Consider the following 17,954-nt stretch of genomic DNA (forward strand, 5'->3'; position numbering starts at 1 on the left):
CCCTGTCGACGAGCCGGATGCCGCAGGCGCAAGGTGCTGGCGCGCGCTGCGGCAACCCGGTACAACTTACTGCTGGTGCTCACCGCGCTCGCGGGCGATGGCCCGGTAGCCGATGTCGGTGCGGTAGAAGCTGCCGTTCCAGCTTACTTCCTTGGCCAGGCGGTAAGCCTGCTGCTGCGCGTCGGCAACGGTGCTGCCCATGGCGGTGGCACACAGCACGCGCCCGCCGTTGGTGGTCACCTTGCCATCCTTCAGTGCGGTACCGGCGTGGAACACCTTGCCTTCGATCTTCGCGGCAGCGTCCAGGCCGTTGATCACGTCACCCTTGGCGTAGTCGCCCGGGTAGCCGCCGGCAGCCAGTACCACGCCCAGGCTCGGGCGCGGGTCCCACTGTGCTTCGACCTTGTCCAGCGCCTTGGCGAATGCGGCCTCGACCAGCAGCACCAGGCTCGACTCCAGGCGCAGCATGACTGGCTGGGTTTCAGGGTCGCCGAAGCGGCAGTTGAACTCGATGACCTTGGGGTTGCCCGCCTTGTCGATCATCAGGCCGGCGTAGAGGAAGCCGGTGTAGACGTTGCCTTCCTCGGCCATGCCGCGCACGGTCGGCCAGATCACCTGGTCCATCACGCGCTGGTGCACTTCGGCGGTGACCACCGGGGCAGGGGAGTAGGCACCCATGCCGCCGGTGTTCGGGCCGGTGTCCTGGTCGCCGACGCGCTTGTGGTCCTGGCTGGTGGCCATGGGCAGCACGTTCTGGCCGTCGACCATGACGATGAAGCTGGCTTCCTCGCCGTCGAGGAACTCCTCGATGACCACGCGGGAGCCCGCATCGCCGAAGGCGTTGCCGGCCAGCATGTCACGCACGGCGGCTTCGGCTTCTTCCAGGGTCATGGCGACGATCACGCCCTTGCCCGCGGCCAGGCCGTCGGCCTTGATCACGATCGGCGCGCCTTTTTCCTGCAGGTAGGCCAGCGCCGGCTCGATTTCGGTGAAGTTCTGGTAGTCGGCGGTCGGGATCTTGTGACGCGCCAGGAAGTCCTTGGTGAAGGCCTTGGAGCCTTCCAGCTGGGCCGCGCCCTTGGTCGGACCGAAGCAGTCCAGGCCGCGGCTGCGGAACAGGTCGACCACGCCGATGACCAGCGGCGCCTCTGGGCCGACGATGGTCAGGTCGACGTTCTTCTCGGCGAAGTCAGCCAGTTGCTCCAGGGCGCAGACGTCGATGGCGACGTTCTCGCACTTGGCTTCAATGGCGGTGCCAGCGTTGCCCGGGGCAACGAAGACTTTTTCCACGCGTGGGTCCTGGGCGACTTTCCAGGCCAGGGCGTGCTCACGGCCGCCGCTGCCGATGATCAAAACTTTCATGTCAAAACCTCGAATTCTGTCTGGCCGATCCCGCTTCCTGTAGGAGCGGCCTTGTGTCGCGAAAGGGGCGCGTAGCGGCCCCAGGTTTTCAGCTTCGCAGCAGAAATTGCCGGGGCCGCCTTGCGGCCCTATCGCGACACAAGGCCGCTCCTACAAGGGCCGGCGATCGGCCCTGCATCTGTTTAGTGGCGGAAGTGGCGCATACCGGTGAACACCATGGCGATACCGGCTTCGTCAGCAGCAGCAATCACCTCGGCATCACGCATCGAACCACCCGGCTGGATCACGGCGCTGATACCCACTTTAGCCGCATTGTCGATGCCATCACGGAACGGGAAGAACGCGTCCGATGCCATGACTGCGCCCTGCACCTGCAGGCCGGCATGCTCGGCCTTGATTGCAGCAATGCGCGCGGAGTTGACGCGGCTCATCTGGCCGGCGCCGACGCCGATGGTCTGGCGCTGCTTGGCGTAGACAATGGCGTTGGACTTGACGAACTTGGCCACTTTCCAGGCGAACACCAGGTCGTGGATCTCTTGCTCGGTCGGCGCGCGCTTGGTGACGATCTTCAGGTCATCGGCGGTGATCATGCCGATATCGCGGCTCTGCACCAGCAGGCCACCGTTGACACGCTTGAAGTCCCAGCCGGCAGCGCGCTCGGCTGGCCACTCGCCGCATTCCAGCAGGCGTACGTTCTGCTTGGCGGCAACCACGTCGCGGGCAGCCTGGGAGATTTTCGGGGCGATGATCACTTCGACGAACTGGCGGTCGACGATGGCCTTGGCGGTTTCGCCGTCCAGCTCGCGGTTGAAGGCGATGATGCCGCCGAACGCCGACTCGGTGTCGGTGGCATAGGCCAGGTCGTAGGCCTTGCGGATGCCGCCTTCGTCTTCAGGTACCACGGCCACGCCGCATGGGTTGGCGTGCTTGACGATGACGCAGGCCGGCTTGACGAAGCTCTTCACGCACTCCAGTGCGGCGTCGGTGTCGGCCACGTTGTTGAACGACAGCTCCTTGCCCTGCAGCTGGATGGCGGTGGAAACGCTGGCTTCGCCTTTTTTCGCTTCCACGTAGAACGCCGCGCTCTGGTGCGGGTTCTCGCCGTAGCGCATTTCCTGGGCCTTGACGAACTGGCTGTTGAAGGTGCGCGGGAATTCGCTGCGGTCTTCAGTGCTCAGGGTCTCTTTGGCCTGATCGATGGTGCCCATGTAGTTGGCGATCATGCCGTCGTAGGCGGCGGTGTGCTCGAACGCCTTGAGCATCAGGTCGAAGCGCTGGGCGTAGGTCAGGCCACCGGCCTTGAGGCCTTCGACGATGCCGGCGTAGTCGCTGGCGTTGACCACGATGGCCACGTCCTTGTGGTTCTTGGCAGCCGAACGGACCATGGTCGGGCCGCCGATGTCGATGTTCTCGATGGCGGTCGGCAGATCACAGCCAGGCTTGGAAATGGTGGCTTCGAACGGGTACAGGTTGACTGCTACCAGGTCGATCGGCTTGATGCCGTGCTCGTTCATGATGGCGTCGTCGGTGCCGCGACGGCCCAGGATGCCACCGTGGATTTTCGGGTGCAGGGTCTTGACCCGGCCATCCATCATTTCGGCGAAGCCGGTGTAGTCGGCCACTTCCACCGCGTTGACGCCGTTGTCCTTGAGCAGCTTGTAGGTGCCGCCGGTGGACAGGATCTCGACACCGAGCTGCTGCAGCTCACGGGCGAATTCGAGGATACCGGTCTTGTCGGAGACGCTGATCAGGGCGCGGCGGACTGGCAGGCGGGTAGTCTGGTCGGTCATTTCGGGTTCCAATAACGCGGTGGAGTCAGCAAAAAAGGCGCCTCTGTTCAGGGAGCCGCCTTTTCTGGTTGGGATTCTGGCTTACAACAAGTCGTACTGCTTGAGCTTCTTGCGCAGGGTGCCTCGGTTCAGCCCGAGCATCTCGCTGGCCTTGGTCTGGTTGCCCTTCACGTAGTTCATCACGCTTTCGAGCAGGGGCGCCTCGACTTCGGAGAGCACCAGGTTGTACACGTCCGTCACGGTCGCGCCTTCCAGGTGGGCGAAGTAGTTGTGCAGCGCCTTCTCGACGCTGTCGCGAAGGGTCTGGCCCTCTTCGCTCGGCGTGTTGAGGTGCTGTTTCAGGTTGGCGTTGTCGCTCACGGGCGTTGTTCCACTCACAAATGTCTCGGTCATCATCGTCATGCGGCCACCCCTTGTCCGTCCTCTGTCTCAAGGCTCTGTCGACGTTCGCTGAAAAACGCGCGAACGTTGGCGCACTGCGCTTGTGTGTCTTCCAAAGCGTTGAACCGGGAGCGAAACTCCTTGCCGCCGGGTCGTGTTGCCAGGTACCAGCCAACGTGCTTGCGGGCGATACGTACGCCCATCACATCGCCATAGAAGGCATGCAGCGCGGCCAGGTGCTCCAGCAGGATGCGTTCCACTTCGTCCAGCTGCGGCGCTGGCAGGTGTTCGCCAGTGCGCAGGTAATGCTCGATCTCGCGAAAGATCCATGGCCGCCCCTGGGCGGCCCGGCCGATCAACAGGCCGTCTACCCCGGTGGCGTCCAGCACCGCCCGGGCTTTTTCTGGCGAGGTGATATCGCCGTTGGCAAAAACCGGGATCGACACCGCCTGCTTGATGGCAGCGATGGTGTCGTATTCGGCTTCGCCGGTGTACAGGTCGGCGCGTGTGCGGCCATGCACCGCCAGCGCCTGGATGCCGGCCTGCTCGGCGATCCTCGCCACGTTCAGGCCGTTCTTGTTCGCCCGGTCCCAGCCGGTGCGGATCTTCAGGGTCACCGGGACGTCCACGGCGCCGACCACGGCGTGGAGAATCTCGCTGACCAAGGCTTCATCTCTCAATAAAGCAGAGCCTGCGGCTTTGTTGCAGACTTTTTTTGCCGGGCAGCCCATGTTGATATCAATGATCTGGGCGCCGGCTTCGACGTTGGCCTGTGCCGCCGCTGCCATCATCTGCGCATCACCACCGGCGATCTGTACCGAGCGTGGCTCGGGATCACCTTCATGGATGCGGCGCAGGCTCGACTTGCGGCTGTTCCACAGGCTCATGTCGCTGGAGACCATTTCCGACACCACCATGCCGGCGCCCAGGCGCTGGCAAAGTGTACGGAAAGGCTGGTCCGTGACCCCGGCCATGGGCGCGAGGATCAGGTTGTTACGTAGTGTGTATGAGCCGATGCGTACCGCCGACATAGGTGATCCCTGTTGTGGGGCCGAATCTTGGAGTTCGAAAAAGGGTTGGCATGATACCCGCTCTCGGTGACCGGATAAAGATGGATTTGGATAAAATCTGAACAGTTGTCGGCTTATGACATTTGGTTTAGGGGGAGGATCCAGGACCTTGCGCGGCCCCTGTGGGAGCGGGCGTGCCCGCGAAGCAGGCGGCGCAATGGCTGGCACGGGCTTCGCCCGTGTTCGCGGGCACGCCCGCTCCCACAGGGTTGGTGGTTATTCCGGCGAGCGGAAGCTCAGGCTGTAGTTAACGGCCTTCGGCCCCGGATCGAGGATGTCCAGGGCGATGTGGATCGGGGTCTGGCTGGGCATTTCACCGCGCCCGGCCAGTTCGCCGGACAGGTACTCGCTGGGCTTGAAGCGCCGGCTGGCGATCAGCTGGCCATTGAGGTCGGCGAAGCGCAGTTCCAGCAGCGGGAACGGCTGGGCGAACGGCGCGCGGTTGTAGATGATCGCATCGACGATCAGTGCGCCCTTGAAGTCCGGGTGGCTGCGTACTACCAGGTTGCTGCTCTTGATTCGGGCGATATCGACGCGGGTCGGCACTTCGCAGCCGACCAACGGGCAGACTTGCTGGAAGAGCGGCCGGTACTGGTCCTGGCGGGCCATTTCATCGAAGTGGAACCACACGTACTGGAACGCCAGCAAGCCAGCGGCCAGCAGGGTCAGGAAGCCCCACAGCAGGCGCTTGCCCCAGTTGGGTGCGGGCTTTTCCCAGCCCAGTTGCAGCGGGTCGTCGACCACGTCGACCAGCGGCTCCTTGCGCGCCGGGCGCTCGGCTTTGCCGGCAAGGCCTGGTTCCAGGCGTTCGCCGGGCAGCGGCTCGACAGGCTCGTCATCGCGCGCCGACAGGTGCAGCTCCAGCGGCTCGTCGTCGCGGGCACTCAGGCCCTGTACCGGGGCTTCATCATCGCTGGCACGCAGCGGTTCGTTGAATTCGGGGTGGTCATCGATTTCGACGGCACGGTGTACCGGTGGCTCGTCGTCGATGTCCAGGTCCAGATTGCCACCTAACGTCGGCTCGGTACGCTCGCCCGGGACGGGCTCCAGGTCCAGCTCCAAGGGCTCCGGCTCCCGCAGCACGGGCGCGGTTTCTATCGCCGGTTGCGGTTCGAACGGTTCATCGGTAGCCGTACCGAACAGGTCGTCGGCATGTTCGTCCGGGTGCAGTTCGTCACGCCGCGCCTGCAGGCCGTCATCCTGGCTGGCCGGGCGAGCCGTGGCCGGTTGGCCGCGGCGCTCCAGGCGCTCCAGTTCCATGTCGAGGTCGAGCGCGTCCAGCGCCTGGTTGGTGAGCGCCCAGTCCTCGTCCGGAGTGGTGCCGGGTTCGCTGGCGAGAGGCTCGGGTGCGATCACCGGTTCGGCCAGCGGCTCGGCAGGGGCGGCAGGCATCGGTGCCGGCACCACAGGTGCGCTGGCTCCGCCGGTGCGGTTCTGCTCCAGCAGCTGCTTGGCGGCGTTGAACACCTGCAGGCAGTGGCCGCAGCGCACTACACCGCGGGCCACGCTCAACTGGTGGTGGGTGACGCGAAAGCTGGTCTGGCAATGCGGGCACTGGGTGACGAAACTGTCGGTCATGCGGCAATCCGGGAGCTGTGCAGAAAAGTATTCTAGGCCCGCTTAACGGCGGCGACCACTGATGCGCACCCAGCCGTCGCGCACGACGATCGGGTCCAGCTCGAAGTCGGCGGCATAGGCCGCGGCCACTTCCTCACCCTGCTCGGCGAGGATGCCCGACAGCGCCAGCAGGCCACCTGGGCGGACCAGGCCGGACAGTTGCGGTGCCAGCGACACCAGCGGGCCGGCGAGGATGTTGGCGACCAGCACGTCGGCCTGCATGGCCGGCATGTGCTCGGGCAGGTACAGCGCCAGCTTCTCATCGGCGATGCCGTTGCGCTGGGCGTTGTCGCGCGAAGCCTCGATGGCCTGCACGTCGATGTCGGTACCGACCGCTTCACGGGCGCCCAGCAGCAGCGCGGCGATGGCCAGAATGCCCGAGCCGCAGCCGAAGTCCAGCACCTGGGTGCCTTCGAGTTGCTGGCCGTCGAGCCATTCCAGGCACAGGGCGGTGGTCGGGTGGGTGCCGGTGCCGAACGCCAGGCCCGGGTCGAGCAGCAGGTTCACCGCGTCCTGTTCCGGGGCCTCGTGCCAGCTGGGCACGATCCACAGGCGGCGGCCGAAGCGCATCGGCTGGAAGTTGTCCATCCAGCTGCGTTCCCAGTCCTGGTCCTCGATCACCTCGGCCTGGTGCTCGGGCAGCTCGGCACCGGTCAGCAGGCGCAGGTGGGCGAACACCTGCTCAGGATCGGCATCGGCCTCGAACAGGGCCAGCAGGTGGGTGTGCGACCACAGCGGGGTGGTGTTGAGGTCTGGCTCGAAGATCGGTTGATCCTCGGCGTCCATGAACGTGACCGAGACGGCACCCACTTCGAGTAGGGCATCTTCGTAGGTTTCGGCTTGTTCCGGGCTGATGGCCAGGCGTACTTGCAGCCAGGGCATGGCGGGCACCTTTGGTAAATCGACAGGGGCAGCCCTAGGCTGCGCGAAGGCTGGCAGTTTACGCGAGTGCGGGGGATTTGTGGATCTGAGCTGCTGTACAGCCCATTCGCAGCACAAGGCTGCTCCTACAAGAGAACGCATACCCCTGTAGGAGCAGCCTTGTGCTGCGAATAGGGCGCGAAGCGCCCCAGAATGCATCAGACAAAACAGAGAGAAAGCGACTCAGCTATATAAGCAGGTTTCTCGTCTCCCTCGATTTCCAGCGTGGCAATCGCCTTGAGCAACCATTGCCCCGGCCTTTTCTCCGTCACCTCGGCCAAATCCACCTTCAGCCGCACCTGGCTGTCGACCTTGACCGGCTGGATGAATCGCACGCTGTCCAGTCCGTAGTTCACCACCATCTTCAGTCCTTCCGGCAGGACGAGGATGTCCTCGATCAGCTTGGGAATCAGCGACAACGTCAGGAAACCGTGGGCGATCGTGCTGCCAAACGGGGTTTTCACCGCCTTTTCCGGGTCGACATGGATGAACTGGAAATCGCCCGTGGCTTCGGCGAACAGGTTGATGCGCTGCTGGTCGATCTTCAGCCAGGCCGAGCGGCCCAGTTCCTTACCAACGTACTGCGAAAGCTCTGTAACCGGTACATGGGGCATCGCGGACTCTCCAGGTTGTCAGTTGGTACGAAAGTGCAAGATCAGCACGGCGAACCGTTTCAGTCAAGTTGCGCGCTTTTCGACGAATATCGGTATATGGCGGCACGTGCTTATAATGGCGACCATGCCCGAGGGAGATGCTTATGCTGTTGCGTGGTTTGACCTGGCTGGTGCTGTTCCAGCTGCTGGGGACGGCAATCAACCACCTGTTGGTGCCGTTTTTGCCGGGGCCGATCATCGGCCTGTTGCTGCTGTTGTTCTTCCTCATGGCCCGTGGTGAGGTGGGCAAGCCGCTGAACGAGGCCGCCAGCAGCCTGCTGCGCTACCTGCCGCTGTTGCTGGTGCCGCCAGCAGTGGGGGTGATGGTGTATGCCAGGGATATCGCCGCCGACTTCTGGGCCATTGCCGGTGCCTTGCTGATCTCCTGCCTGGTGACCCTGGTGTTCGTCGGCATGTTGATGCAAAAGCTCATCCACCGCCAGGGCCGGCGCGAGGAGCAGCCATGATGCTCGACTGGCAAGGCGCACTGGATGCGGTCGTTCATCATCCCTTGTTCGGTATCGGCATCACGCTTGGGGCCTACCAGGTGGTGCTGGCGGCCTACGAGAAGACCCGCTGGATCTTCCTGCAGCCGGTACTGGTGTCGATGCTGCTGGTGATCGGCGTGTTGCTGGTGTGTGGCATCGACTACAGCGAATACCGCAAGAGCACCGAAATCATGAACATCCTGCTGGGGCCTGCCACCGTGGCCCTGGCGGTGCCGCTCTACCTCAACCTGCGGCGTATCCGGCAGCTGTTCTGGCCCACATTTACTACGCTGGTAGTCGGAGGCCTGTTCGCCACGCTGTGCTGCCTGTTGCTGGGCTGGTGGTTCGGTGCCGAGCACATGATCCTGATGACCATGGCGCCGAAATCGGTGACCTCGCCGATCGCCATGCTGGTGGCCGAGCAGATTGGCGGCGTGGCGGCCCTGGCGGCAGTGTTCGTGCTGATTACCGGGGTGATCGGGGCAATCTTCGGCCCGGCGCTGCTGAGCCGTTTTGGCGTGCATAGCCCCGAGGCGCGCGGCATGTCTCTGGGCGTGACCGCGCACGCGGTGGGCACTTCGGTGGCCCTGCAGGAAAGTGACGAATGCGGCGCCTTTGCCGCGCTGGCGATGAGCCTGATGGGGGTGGCCACGGCGGTGTTCCTGCCGCTGGCGGTCAGCCTGGTGGCTTGAGGACTTGTGATGACGCTACCGCTGTTTCCCCTCAATACCGTGCTGTTTCCTGGTTGTTTCCTCGATTTGCAGATTTTCGAGGCACGCTACCTGGACATGATCGGGCGCTGCATGAAACGGGGCGAAGGTTTTGGTGTGGTGTGCATCCTGGAAGGCGAGCAGGTCGGCAAGGCGCCGCCGGTGGTTGCCTCGATCGGCTGCGAGGCGGTGATCCGTGACTTCGTGCAGCAGGATAACGGCTTGCTGGGTATCCGCGTCGAAGGTGTGCGGCGCTTCAACCTGGACAGTACCGAGGTGCAGAAGGACCAGTTACTGGTGGGGCAGGTGCAATGGCTGCCGGAGCAGGCGGACAGCCCGTTGCTCGAGGCGGACGAAGACCTGCTGGCACTGCTGGTGGCGCTGGGTGAACACCCGATGGTCGAAGCCTTGGACATGCCGCGCCCGGTTGACGGGCGCCAGGCGTTGGCCAACCAGCTGGCGTACCTGCTGCCGTTCATGGAAGAGGACAAGCTGGATTTGCTGACCCTCGACTCGCCACAGGAGCGGTTGGGGGAAATCCAGAAGCTGCTGGAGCGGATTCAGGGTGAATTGTTTGCCTGATAGTGATGTATTGCCAGTGCCGGCCTTTTCGCGGGTAAACCCGCTCCCACAGAGATAGCGCCGTTCTCAGGCTTGATGCAGTACCTGTGGGAGCGGGTTTACCCGCGAAGAGGCCGGTACTGGCGACATCAATATTGATACCGCAGCAAAGCCTGCGGCAGCGCATGCATGGCAAAGAACGCCAGCAACGCGACACACGCCGGCAACACCAGCCACCACACCCGCAGCGGCAAGGCTGGCAGGGTCTGGTGACGCTGCACCAGTGCCAGACTGAGCGCGCACACACAGCACGCCAGCAAGGCCCCGGCGAGGATGTCGGTCGGCCAGTGCGCCCCCAGATACACCCGAGACAGGGCAATCGCCAGCGCTGGAATACAGCCCAGCATCACCCAGGTCAGGCGCATCCGCGGCGGCTGACCGCGCCCGGCCAGCACCGCCATCACCAGAAAGAACGCAAACGACGCCGAACTGTGCCCGCTGGGCATGCTGTAGCTGGTCAGCGGGTCACTCAGCACTTCCGGGCGGGCCCGGGCGAACAGCCACTTCAGCGTGCCGTTGGCAAGCGCAGTACCCATCAGCGCGCCCGCAGCGAACATGGCATGCCGCCACTGCCGGGCAAGCAGCAGCAGGCCCGTCAGCAGGCCGCCGAGGAACAACTGGGTGCGGAAATCGCCCAGCCGGGTCACCAGCACCACGGCGCCATCGATGGCCTGGCTGCGGTGCTCCTGCACCAGTGTCATCACGCCCTGGTCGAATTCGTGCAGGTAGGGCCAGCCGAGGAAGACCCCGGCCAATGCCAGGAAACTCATGCCGGCGATCAGCCGGGTGCCGTGGCGTTGATCGCGAATGCTGGTGTTCAGGCTCAGCCCGATGATCACTGCCAGGGTGCCGGCGATGATCCCGGCATCCAGCCAGAAGCCTTCCGGCAGGGGCAGGCGCATGGCCGCGCCGGTAGCCCAGCCGGGCAGCAGGTAGGCCACCGCCCAGCCGGCACCGGCCACCAGGCTGACGGCGATGAAGCGCGGCAGTGGCATGTCGAACATGCCGGCGACCATCGGCAGCATCGGCCGCAGCGGCCCGATGAAGCGCCCTACCAGCAGGCTGGCGATGCCGTAGCGCTGGAAGTAGGCTTCGGCACTGCCGATCCATTCCGGATGGTGGCGCAGTAGGGGCAGGCGGCGGATGTTCTGGTGGAAGTACTTGCCCACCGTGTACGACAAGGCATCGCCCACCAGGCCGCCAAGAAAGCCCAGCAGCAGCGTTTCGCCCAGGCTGAAGGCGCCGCTGCCGGCCAGTACCGCGACCGCGAACAGCAGCACGGTGCCAGGCACGATGATGCCGGCAATGGCCAGGCACTCGATGCAGGCCACCAGGAAAATTGCCAGGCCAAGCCACTGCGGGTTGGCGCTGAGCCAGCCGGTCAGGCTGTCGAGCCATTGGCCCATGGTTCAGCTTCCTTGTTCGAGAATGAAGAAGTCGCGGCCTTCGACTTGGCCACGACGTAACGGGTTCCGCGTGCAGAAACGGGCGTATTCGGCATCGACGAAACGGTAGGGCAGGTGCTCGTCGCGGCCATGCGGGATGCCCAGGCGGGCGGCCTGGATCACCCGTGGCACGGCGTTGCCGCAATCCTCCACGTACAGGCGCTCGGCGTCGAAACGCTGGGCGTCCCAGTGCGGCACCTTCAGGCCCAGGGCCCGGCACAGCAAGGTCTGGCCGGCGCACAGGCGCTCGGCCGGGCGGAGGTTGCCGCTGGCATCGGGGTTGTTCAGTTGCATCTGCGCCAGGCTGTTCGGTCCCGAGCGGGCGTCCTGCCAAGGATAGGCCGACTTGATCAGCACCGCGTTGCCCGGCCCGTGGGCGCTGAAGTTCAGCGAGTCGCCGCCGCGCGCGTAGTACATATAGATGTGCCCGCCATCGAGGAACAACGCCTTGCGTTTTTCGGTATAGCCGAGCGAGGCGTGGCTGCCTTTGTCGGTGAGGTAGTAGGCCTCGGTCTCGATGATGCGCGCGGCAAGCCACAGGTCGCCGTGGCGATGGCGGATGACCTTGCCCAGCAGGGCCTTGGCCAGGGTCTGGGCGTCGCGGTCGAAAAAGCTGTCGGGCAAGGCTGGCATGCGGGCGGTTCGCGGTTGGGAAGGCGGGGATGATAGCAATGAATGGCTTAATCGAGGCTGAATCGAATGGGATGTTGGCAGTGCCGGCCCTTTCGCGGGCTCGCCCGCTCCTACAGGTACTGTAGGGGGCTCAGGCCTTGTGAAATCCCTGTGGGAGCGGGCGTGCCCGCGAAAAGGCCGCAACAGATGGTGGGTTTTTCGATAACCCCGGTTACATCTTTCCTACACAATGCCCCCAGCCATTTTCTACCATCAGCCACCCGCCGCTGGGCGTACACCTGCGCGGCAGTTATAATCAGCCGATTTCCCCTTCGCCAAGACACCGAACCCATGACTGAGTCCGTTCTTGACTATATGACCCGCCTGGGTCGCGCTGCCCGTGAGGCTTCCCGGGTGATCGGCCGTGCCAGCACCGCGCAGAAGAACCGCGCCCTGCAAGCTGCCGCCGATGCACTGGACGCCGCTCGTGCCGAGCTGACCGCTGCCAACGAGCTGGACCTGGCCGCCGGCCGTGCCAACGGCCTGGAACCGGCGCTGCTCGACCGCCTGGCGCTGACCCCGGCGCGTATCGACGGCATGATCACCGGCCTGCGCCAGGTGGCCAGCCTGCCGGACCCGGTCGGTGCCATCCGCGACATGAGCTACCGCCCATCCGGTATCCAGGTCGGCAAGATGCGCACGCCGCTGGGGGTGATCGGGATCATCTACGAGTCGCGCCCGAACGTGACCATCGATGCCGCCAGCCTGTGCCTGAAGTCGGGGAACGCGACCATCCTGCGTGGCGGCTCCGAAGCCATCCACTCCAACCGCGCCATCGCCACCTGCATTCAGCGTGGCCTGGCTGCCGCCGGCCTGCCGGCAGCCGTGGTGCAGGTGGTCGAGACTACCGACCGCGAAGCCGTGGGCGCGCTGATCAGCATGCCGGAATTCGTCGACGTCATCGTGCCGCGCGGTGGCCGTGGCCTGATCGAACGCATCAGCCGCGATGCCCGCGTGCCGGTGATCAAGCACCTGGACGGTATCTGCCACGTCTACGTCAGCCAGCACGCCGACCTGGACAAGGCCTGGCGCGTGGCGTTCAACGCCAAGACCTACCGCTACGGCATCTGTGGCGCCATGGAAACGCTGCTGGTCGACCAGCAGGTGGCCGAGCGCTTCCTGCCGGAAATGGCCCGCCGCTTCCAGGAGAAGGGCGTCGAGCTGCGTGGCTGCGAGCGCACCCGGGCGATCATTGACGCCAAGCCCGCCACCGAGGCCGACTGGCACACCGAATACCTGGACGCGATCCTGTCGATTCGCGTGGTCGACGGCCTGGACCAGGCCATCGAGCACATCAACCACTATGGCTCGCACCACACCGATTCGATCATCAGCGAACACCAGGGTGAAGCTCGCCAGTTCATGGCCGAGGTCGACTCGGCGTCGGTCATGCTCAATACCCCGACCTGCTTCGCCGACGGCTTCGAGTATGGCCTGGGTGCGGAAATCGGCATTTCCACCGACAAGCTGCATGCCCGGGGCCCGGTCGGCCTGGAAGGCCTGACCTGCGAGAAGTACGTAGTGATCGGCGACGGCCAGCTGCGCGGCCAGGAGTCCTGCTGAGTTGAGCAAGGCCCAGGCAGTCCGGCGCATCGGCATTCTTGGCGGCACCTTCGACCCCGTGCACATCGGCCACCTGCGCAGCGCGCTGGAAGTGGCTGAGTTCATGGGGCTGGACGAGCTGCGCCTGCTGCCCAACGCCCGGCCGCCGCACCGCGACACCCCGCAGGTGGCCGCGCAGGACCGCCTGGCCATGGTGCAAGGCGCCGTGCAGGGCGTGCCCTGCCTGAGCGTGGATGCCCGCGAACTGGCGCGCGACAAACCGTCGTACACCATCGACACGCTGGAGTCGATCCGCGCCGAACTAGGCGCCAACGACCAGCTGTTTCTGGTGCTAGGCTGGGATGCCTTCTGTGGCCTGCCCGGCTGGCACCGCTGGGAAGAATTGCTGCAACACTGTCACATCCTGGTGCTGCAACGCCCGGATGCCGACGTAGAACCCCCTGACGAGCTGCGCAACCTTCTGGCTGCGCGCTCGGAGAGCGATCCCACCGCCATGTCCGGCCCGGCGGGAAACATTTCGTTCGTCTGGCAGACGCCGCTTGCGGTGTCGGCTACACAGATCCGACAGCTGCTGGCCAGCGGCAAATCGGTGAGGTTCCTGGTGCCGGACGCCGTACTGGCCTATATCGAGGCGCACGAACTGTATCGTGCACCTAACTGACGGTGCCTCTGGCGCCTCATCCAACGAGTTGAACGAGTTTTATATGACCAAGCAGAAAATCCACGGCGAAGAACTGGTCGCCCTGACCAAGGCAGCGCTGGAAGACGTCAAGGCCCAGGACATCCAGGTCATCGACGTGCGCGAAAAGCACAGCCTGACCGACTACATGATCATTGCCACCGGTACCTCCAACCGCCAGATCAACGCGATGCTGGAAAAGGTCCGCGAAGCGGTCAAGGCCAAGGGTGCCCAGCCACTGGGTGAAGAAGGCAAGGGCGACAGCGACTGGGTGCTGTTGGACCTGAACGACGTCATCGTGCACATGATGACCGCCGCTGCCCGCCAGTTCTACGACCTGGAGCGCCTGTGGCAGGGTGCCGAGCAAAGCCGTGCCGCCGATGGCAAGCACCACAGCCCGGACCATGCCCACGAGTACTCCGACAAGCTCAAGGACCGGGAATAAGGAAGCACTGTGCGTCTGCGCCTGATCGCGGTCGGCTCGCGCATGCCGAAGTGGGTCGAGGAAGGCTGGCATGAATATGCCAAGCGCCTGCCTGCCGAGCTGTCGCTGGAGCTGGTGGAAATCCCGCTGAACACCCGTGGCAAGAATGCCGACGTCGCCCGCCTGATCCGTCAGGAGGGCGAAGCCATGCTGAGCAAGGTTCAGCCCGGGGAACGCATCGTCACCCTCGAGGTCCATGGCAAGCCGTGGAGTACCGAGCAACTGGCGACCGAGCTGGACCGCTGGCGCCTGGATGCGCGCACGGTGAATTTGATGGTGGGCGGCCCGGAAGGCCTGGCGCCCGAGGTCTGTGCGCGCGCCGAGCAACGCTGGTCGCTGTCGCCGCTGACCTTGCCGCACCCATTGGTAAGGATACTCATCGGCGAGCAGATCTACCGCGCCTGGACCGTGTTGTCCGGGCATCCTTACCATAAATGAGCCTGTAAGCAGTCCGATGTCGCAGCCGATCCGTCTCAAGGACCACGAGAAAGACGCCCGCCTGGTGCGCAACCGCGTCGTGGTCGGCGCAGTGGCGATCATGCTGCTCATTTGCGTGCTGATCGCGCGGCTGTACTACCTGCAGGTCATCCAGCACGACTATCACTCGACGCTGTCGGAGAACAACCGGGTGCATGTGCAGCCGATACCGCCGACCCGCGGGCTGATCTTCGACCGCAACGGGGTGATCGTCGCCGACAACCGGCCCAGCTTCAGCCTGTCGATGACCCGCGAACGTGCGGGTAACTGGCAGGAAGTGCTGGATACCATCGTCGAAGTGCTGGAACTGACGCCCGACGACCGCGCCCTGTTCGAGAAGCGCATGCGCCAGGGCCGCCGGCCGTTCGAGCCGGTGCCGATCCTGTTCGAACTCAACGAAGAGCAGATCGCCCGCGTGGCGGTGAACCAGTTCCGCCTGCCGGGCGTGGAAGTGGTGGCCCAGTTGGTGCGCCATTACCCGCAGGGCGCGCACTTCGCCCATTCGGTGGGGTATGTGGGACGGATCAACGAGAAAGAGCTGAAAACCCTCGACCCGGTGAACTACAGCGGCACCCACCACATCGGCAAGACCGGCATCGAACGCTTCTACGAAGCCGACCTGCATGGCCAGGTGGGCTACGAGGAAGTCGAGACCAACGCCCGCGGCCGTGTGCTGCGGGTGCTCAAGCGTACTGACCCGAAACCGGGCAAGGACATCGTGCTGAGCCTGGACATCAAGCTGCAGGAGGCCGCCGAGGCCGCCCTGGGTGGCCGGCGTGGTGCGGTGGTGGCGCTCGACCCGCGTACCGGCGAGGTGCTGGCGATGGTCAGCCAGCCCAGTTTCGACCCCAACCTGTTCGTCACCGGCATCGGCTTCAAGGCCTATGCCGAACTGCGCGACTCGATCGACCGACCGCTGTTCAACCGCGTGCTGCGCGGCCTGTACCCGCCAGGTTCGACCATCAAGCCGGCGGTGGCCATCGCCGGCCTGGACAGCGGCGTGGTCAATGCCGGCAGCCGGGTGTTCGACCCGGGCTACTACCAGCTGCCCAACTACGACCACAAATACCGTAACTGGAACCGCTCGGGCGATGGCTGGGTCGATCTGGACACCGCGATCATGCGCTCCAACGACACCTACTTCTACGACCTTGCCCACAAGATGGGCATCGATCGGCTGTCCAGCTACATGAACAAGTTCGGCATCGGCCAGCGGGTTTCCCTCGACATGTTCGAGGAATCCGCCGGGCTGATGCCGTCGCGCGAATGGAAGCGCGCCACCCGCCGCCAGGCCTGGTTCCCCGGCGAAACCCTGATCCTCGGCATCGGCCAGGGCTACATGCAGACCACGCCGCTGCAACTGGCCCAAGCCACTGCGCTGATCGCCAACAAGGGCGTGTGGAACCGCCCGCACCTGGCCAAGACCATCGAAGGCCAGCCTCCGGTGGACGACAACCCCATGGAAAACATTGTGCTGCGTGACAAGTCCGACTGGGCCAAGGTCACCCATGGCATGGAGCAGGTGATGCACAACGCCCGCGGTACCGCACGCAAGGCGGCCATCGGCTCGCAGTACCGCATTGCCGGCAAGAGCGGTACCGCCCAGGTGGTGGCGATCAAGCAGGGTGAGAAGTACGACCGCAACAAGCTCCAGGAGCGCCACCGCGACCACGCCCTGTTCGTCGCCTTCGCCCCGGCCGAGGACCCGAAGATCGTGGTTTCGGTGATGGTCGAGAACGGCGAGTCCGGCTCGGGCGTCGCCGCCCCGGTGGTGCGCCAGGTGATGGACGCCTGGCTGCTTGACGAAAACGGCCGGCTCAAGCCCGAGTTCGCGCCTGCCACCGTTACCCAGGAATCAGCCCTGTGATGAACAATTTCGATCGCATGCTCTCCAGCGAGGATGTGATGCGTCGGCGCGCCAGCTTTCTGCAGCGCATCCACGTCGACGGCCCTTTGCTGATCATTCTGCTGACCCTCGCGGCCGGCAGCCTGTTTGTCCTGTACTCGGCCAGTGGCAAGAACTGGGACCTGCTGCTCAAGCAGGCCACCTCGTTCGGCATCGGCCTGGTGTCGATGTTCATCATCGCCCAGCTGGAGCCGCGCTTCATGGCCCGTTGGGTGCCGCTGGCCTACCTGGCCGGGGTGCTGTTGCTGGTGGTGGTGGACGTGATGGGCCACAACGCCATGGGCGCCACGCGCTGGATCAACATCCCCGGGGTGATCCGCTTCCAGCCCTCGGAGTTCATGAAGATCATCATGCCAGCGACCATCGCCTGGTACCTGTCCAAGCGCACGTTGCCGCCGCATCTGAAGCATGTGGCGATCAGCCTGGTGCTGATCGGTGTGCCGTTCATCCTGATCGTGCGCCAGCCCGACCTGGGCACGGCGCTGCTGATCCTCGCCTCCGGGGCTTTCGTGCTGTTCATGGGCGGCCTGCGCTGGCGCTGGATCCTCAGCGTGCTGGCGGCTGCGGTGCCAGTGGCGGTGGCGATGTGGTTCTTCGTCATGCACGACTACCAGAAGCAGCGGGTACTGACCTTCCTCGACCCGGAAAGCGACCCGTTGGGCACTGGCTGGAACATCATCCAGTCGAAGGCGGCAATTGGCTCGGGCGGTGTGTTCGGCAAGGGCTGGCTGCTCGGCACCCAGTCGCACCTGGACTTCCTGCCGGAAAGCCACACCGACTTCATCATCGCCGTGCTCGGCGAGGAATTCGGCCTGGTCGGCATCTGCCTGCTGCTGATCGTCTACCTGCTGCTGATCGGCCGTGGCCTGATGATCACCGCCCAGGCGCAGACCCTGTTCGGCAAGCTGCTGGCGGGCAGCCTGACCATGACCTTCTTTGTATACGTGTTCGTCAATATCGGTATGGTCAGCGGCCTTCTGCCCGTGGTGGGCGTGCCGCTGCCCTTCATCAGCTATGGCGGAACTTCGTTGGTGACGCTGCTGTCAGCGTTTGGCGTTCTGATGTCGATCCACACGCACCGCAAATGGATCGCTCAGGTTTGAATAAGGTGAAGA

The 17,954-nt window shown here is 64.5% G+C and carries 18 protein-coding genes; 9 read left to right on the forward strand and 9 right to left on the reverse strand.

Annotated features, from left to right (window positions below; translation table 11 throughout):
• Positions 1-66 precede the first annotated feature (66 nt).
• From purD to ACGLHT_RS04065, 7 genes are all read right to left on the reverse strand, one after another.
• On the reverse strand, positions 67-1,362 hold the full coding sequence (purD, locus tag ACGLHT_RS04035) for a phosphoribosylamine--glycine ligase (protein WP_075046492.1): 1,296 nt from the start codon (positions 1,360-1,362) through the stop codon (positions 67-69).
• 182 nt (positions 1,363-1,544) lie between these two features.
• Positions 1,545-3,152, reverse strand: coding sequence for a bifunctional phosphoribosylaminoimidazolecarboxamide formyltransferase/IMP cyclohydrolase (gene purH, locus ACGLHT_RS04040; protein WP_075046491.1), 1,608 nt, complete (start codon positions 3,150-3,152; stop codon positions 1,545-1,547).
• An 81-nt stretch (positions 3,153-3,233) separates the two neighbouring features.
• Complete coding sequence (fis, locus tag ACGLHT_RS04045) at positions 3,234-3,554, reverse strand: DNA-binding transcriptional regulator Fis (protein WP_012274390.1); 321 nt, start codon at positions 3,552-3,554, stop codon at positions 3,234-3,236.
• A complete protein-coding gene (gene dusB, locus ACGLHT_RS04050; protein WP_274120283.1) occupies positions 3,551-4,564 on the reverse strand; it encodes a tRNA dihydrouridine synthase DusB in 1,014 nt (337 codons plus the stop codon). The genes fis and dusB overlap by 4 nt, the downstream gene beginning before the upstream one ends.
• A gap of 255 nt (positions 4,565-4,819) precedes the next feature.
• A complete protein-coding gene (locus tag ACGLHT_RS04055; protein ID WP_274120284.1) occupies positions 4,820-6,181 on the reverse strand; it encodes a DUF3426 domain-containing protein in 1,362 nt (453 codons plus the stop codon).
• A gap of 42 nt (positions 6,182-6,223) precedes the next feature.
• On the reverse strand, positions 6,224-7,102 hold the full coding sequence (gene prmA, locus ACGLHT_RS04060) for a 50S ribosomal protein L11 methyltransferase (protein WP_025340777.1): 879 nt from the start codon (positions 7,100-7,102) through the stop codon (positions 6,224-6,226).
• A gap of 197 nt (positions 7,103-7,299) precedes the next feature.
• Positions 7,300-7,755, reverse strand: coding sequence for a MaoC family dehydratase (locus ACGLHT_RS04065; RefSeq protein WP_274120285.1), 456 nt, complete (start codon positions 7,753-7,755; stop codon positions 7,300-7,302).
• Between the two features lie 143 nt (positions 7,756-7,898).
• Between ACGLHT_RS04065 and ACGLHT_RS04070 the strand changes: the two genes are divergently transcribed.
• Genes ACGLHT_RS04070 through ACGLHT_RS04080 form a run of 3 tightly spaced genes read left to right on the forward strand, consistent with a single transcriptional unit; the run spans position 7,899 to position 9,574 of the window.
• Positions 7,899-8,261, forward strand: a complete 363-nt coding sequence (locus ACGLHT_RS04070; RefSeq protein ID WP_137162482.1) for a CidA/LrgA family protein — start codon at positions 7,899-7,901, stop codon at positions 8,259-8,261.
• Entirely contained in the window at positions 8,258-8,974 is a 717-nt protein-coding gene (locus ACGLHT_RS04075) for an LrgB family protein (RefSeq protein ID WP_013974365.1), read from the forward strand. The genes ACGLHT_RS04070 and ACGLHT_RS04075 overlap by 4 nt, the downstream gene beginning before the upstream one ends.
• A gap of 9 nt (positions 8,975-8,983) precedes the next feature.
• Positions 8,984-9,574, forward strand: a complete 591-nt coding sequence (locus ACGLHT_RS04080) for an LON peptidase substrate-binding domain-containing protein (protein WP_075046485.1) — start codon at positions 8,984-8,986, stop codon at positions 9,572-9,574.
• A gap of 128 nt (positions 9,575-9,702) precedes the next feature.
• Here ACGLHT_RS04080 and ACGLHT_RS04085 read toward each other — a convergent pair whose 3' ends face one another.
• Both ACGLHT_RS04085 and ACGLHT_RS04090 read right to left on the reverse strand, forming a co-directional pair.
• The gene (locus ACGLHT_RS04085; protein WP_025340772.1) at positions 9,703-11,019 is read right to left on the reverse strand and encodes a bifunctional DedA family/phosphatase PAP2 family protein; all 1,317 of its coding nucleotides are present in this window, start codon (positions 11,017-11,019) and stop codon (positions 9,703-9,705) included.
• A 3-nt stretch (positions 11,020-11,022) separates the two neighbouring features.
• Positions 11,023-11,691 carry a DNA-3-methyladenine glycosylase gene (locus ACGLHT_RS04090; RefSeq protein WP_137162481.1) on the reverse strand — a complete coding sequence of 223 codons (669 nt, stop codon included), beginning with the start codon at positions 11,689-11,691 and terminating at the stop codon, positions 11,023-11,025.
• Positions 11,692-12,021: 330 nt separating this feature from the next.
• On the opposite strand from ACGLHT_RS04090, the gene ACGLHT_RS04095 reads away from it, so the two are divergent.
• From ACGLHT_RS04095 to rodA, 6 genes are read left to right on the forward strand one after another with little or no spacing between them, the layout of a single operon-like run.
• Positions 12,022-13,293, forward strand: coding sequence for a glutamate-5-semialdehyde dehydrogenase (locus ACGLHT_RS04095; RefSeq protein ID WP_025340770.1), 1,272 nt, complete (start codon positions 12,022-12,024; stop codon positions 13,291-13,293).
• Between the two features lies 1 nt (position 13,294).
• Positions 13,295-13,954, forward strand: coding sequence for a nicotinate-nucleotide adenylyltransferase (gene nadD, locus ACGLHT_RS04100; protein WP_075046481.1), 660 nt, complete (start codon positions 13,295-13,297; stop codon positions 13,952-13,954).
• A gap of 43 nt (positions 13,955-13,997) precedes the next feature.
• Complete coding sequence (rsfS, locus tag ACGLHT_RS04105; RefSeq protein ID WP_013974359.1) at positions 13,998-14,417, forward strand: ribosome silencing factor; 420 nt, start codon at positions 13,998-14,000, stop codon at positions 14,415-14,417.
• A gap of 9 nt (positions 14,418-14,426) precedes the next feature.
• Entirely contained in the window at positions 14,427-14,894 is a 468-nt protein-coding gene (gene rlmH / locus ACGLHT_RS04110; RefSeq protein ID WP_003249722.1) for a 23S rRNA (pseudouridine(1915)-N(3))-methyltransferase RlmH, read from the forward strand.
• Between the two features lie 16 nt (positions 14,895-14,910).
• Entirely contained in the window at positions 14,911-16,800 is a 1,890-nt protein-coding gene (gene mrdA / locus ACGLHT_RS04115; protein WP_025340768.1) for a penicillin-binding protein 2, read from the forward strand.
• A gap of 38 nt (positions 16,801-16,838) precedes the next feature.
• Positions 16,839-17,942, forward strand: coding sequence for a rod shape-determining protein RodA (gene rodA / locus ACGLHT_RS04120; RefSeq protein ID WP_015271941.1), 1,104 nt, complete (start codon positions 16,839-16,841; stop codon positions 17,940-17,942).
• The last annotated feature ends 12 nt before the right edge of the window (positions 17,943-17,954 follow it).

It is taken from the genome of Pseudomonas sp. PsB (assembly GCF_043658375.1).
GTDB lineage: Bacteria > Pseudomonadota > Gammaproteobacteria > Pseudomonadales > Pseudomonadaceae > Aquipseudomonas > Aquipseudomonas putida_Z.

Coding starts and splice junctions, on each gene's coding strand:
- purH (WP_075046491.1), bottom strand. CDS start 3,152: ATGACCGACCAGACTACCCGCCTGCCAGTCCGCCGCGCCCTGATCAGC.
- prmA (WP_025340777.1), bottom strand. CDS start 7,102: ATGCCCTGGCTGCAAGTACGCCTGGCCATCAGCCCGGAACAAGCCGAA.
- ACGLHT_RS04090 (WP_137162481.1), bottom strand. CDS start 11,691: ATGCCAGCCTTGCCCGACAGCTTTTTCGACCGCGACGCCCAGACCCTG.
- fis (WP_012274390.1), bottom strand. CDS start 3,554: ATGACGATGATGACCGAGACATTTGTGAGTGGAACAACGCCCGTGAGC.
- rodA (WP_015271941.1), top strand. CDS start 16,839: ATGCGTCGGCGCGCCAGCTTTCTGCAGCGCATCCACGTCGACGGCCCT.
- rsfS (WP_013974359.1), top strand. CDS start 13,998: ATGACCAAGCAGAAAATCCACGGCGAAGAACTGGTCGCCCTGACCAAG.
- ACGLHT_RS04075 (WP_013974365.1), top strand. CDS start 8,258: ATGATGCTCGACTGGCAAGGCGCACTGGATGCGGTCGTTCATCATCCC.
- ACGLHT_RS04080 (WP_075046485.1), top strand. CDS start 8,984: ATGACGCTACCGCTGTTTCCCCTCAATACCGTGCTGTTTCCTGGTTGT.
- ACGLHT_RS04085 (WP_025340772.1), bottom strand. CDS start 11,019: ATGGGCCAATGGCTCGACAGCCTGACCGGCTGGCTCAGCGCCAACCCG.
- ACGLHT_RS04065 (WP_274120285.1), bottom strand. CDS start 7,755: ATGCCCCATGTACCGGTTACAGAGCTTTCGCAGTACGTTGGTAAGGAA.
- purD (WP_075046492.1), bottom strand. CDS start 1,362: ATGAAAGTTTTGATCATCGGCAGCGGCGGCCGTGAGCACGCCCTGGCC.
- ACGLHT_RS04055 (WP_274120284.1), bottom strand. CDS start 6,181: ATGACCGACAGTTTCGTCACCCAGTGCCCGCATTGCCAGACCAGCTTT.
- mrdA (WP_025340768.1), top strand. CDS start 14,911: ATGTCGCAGCCGATCCGTCTCAAGGACCACGAGAAAGACGCCCGCCTG.
- dusB (WP_274120283.1), bottom strand. CDS start 4,564: ATGTCGGCGGTACGCATCGGCTCATACACACTACGTAACAACCTGATC.
- ACGLHT_RS04070 (WP_137162482.1), top strand. CDS start 7,899: ATGCTGTTGCGTGGTTTGACCTGGCTGGTGCTGTTCCAGCTGCTGGGG.
- ACGLHT_RS04095 (WP_025340770.1), top strand. CDS start 12,022: ATGACTGAGTCCGTTCTTGACTATATGACCCGCCTGGGTCGCGCTGCC.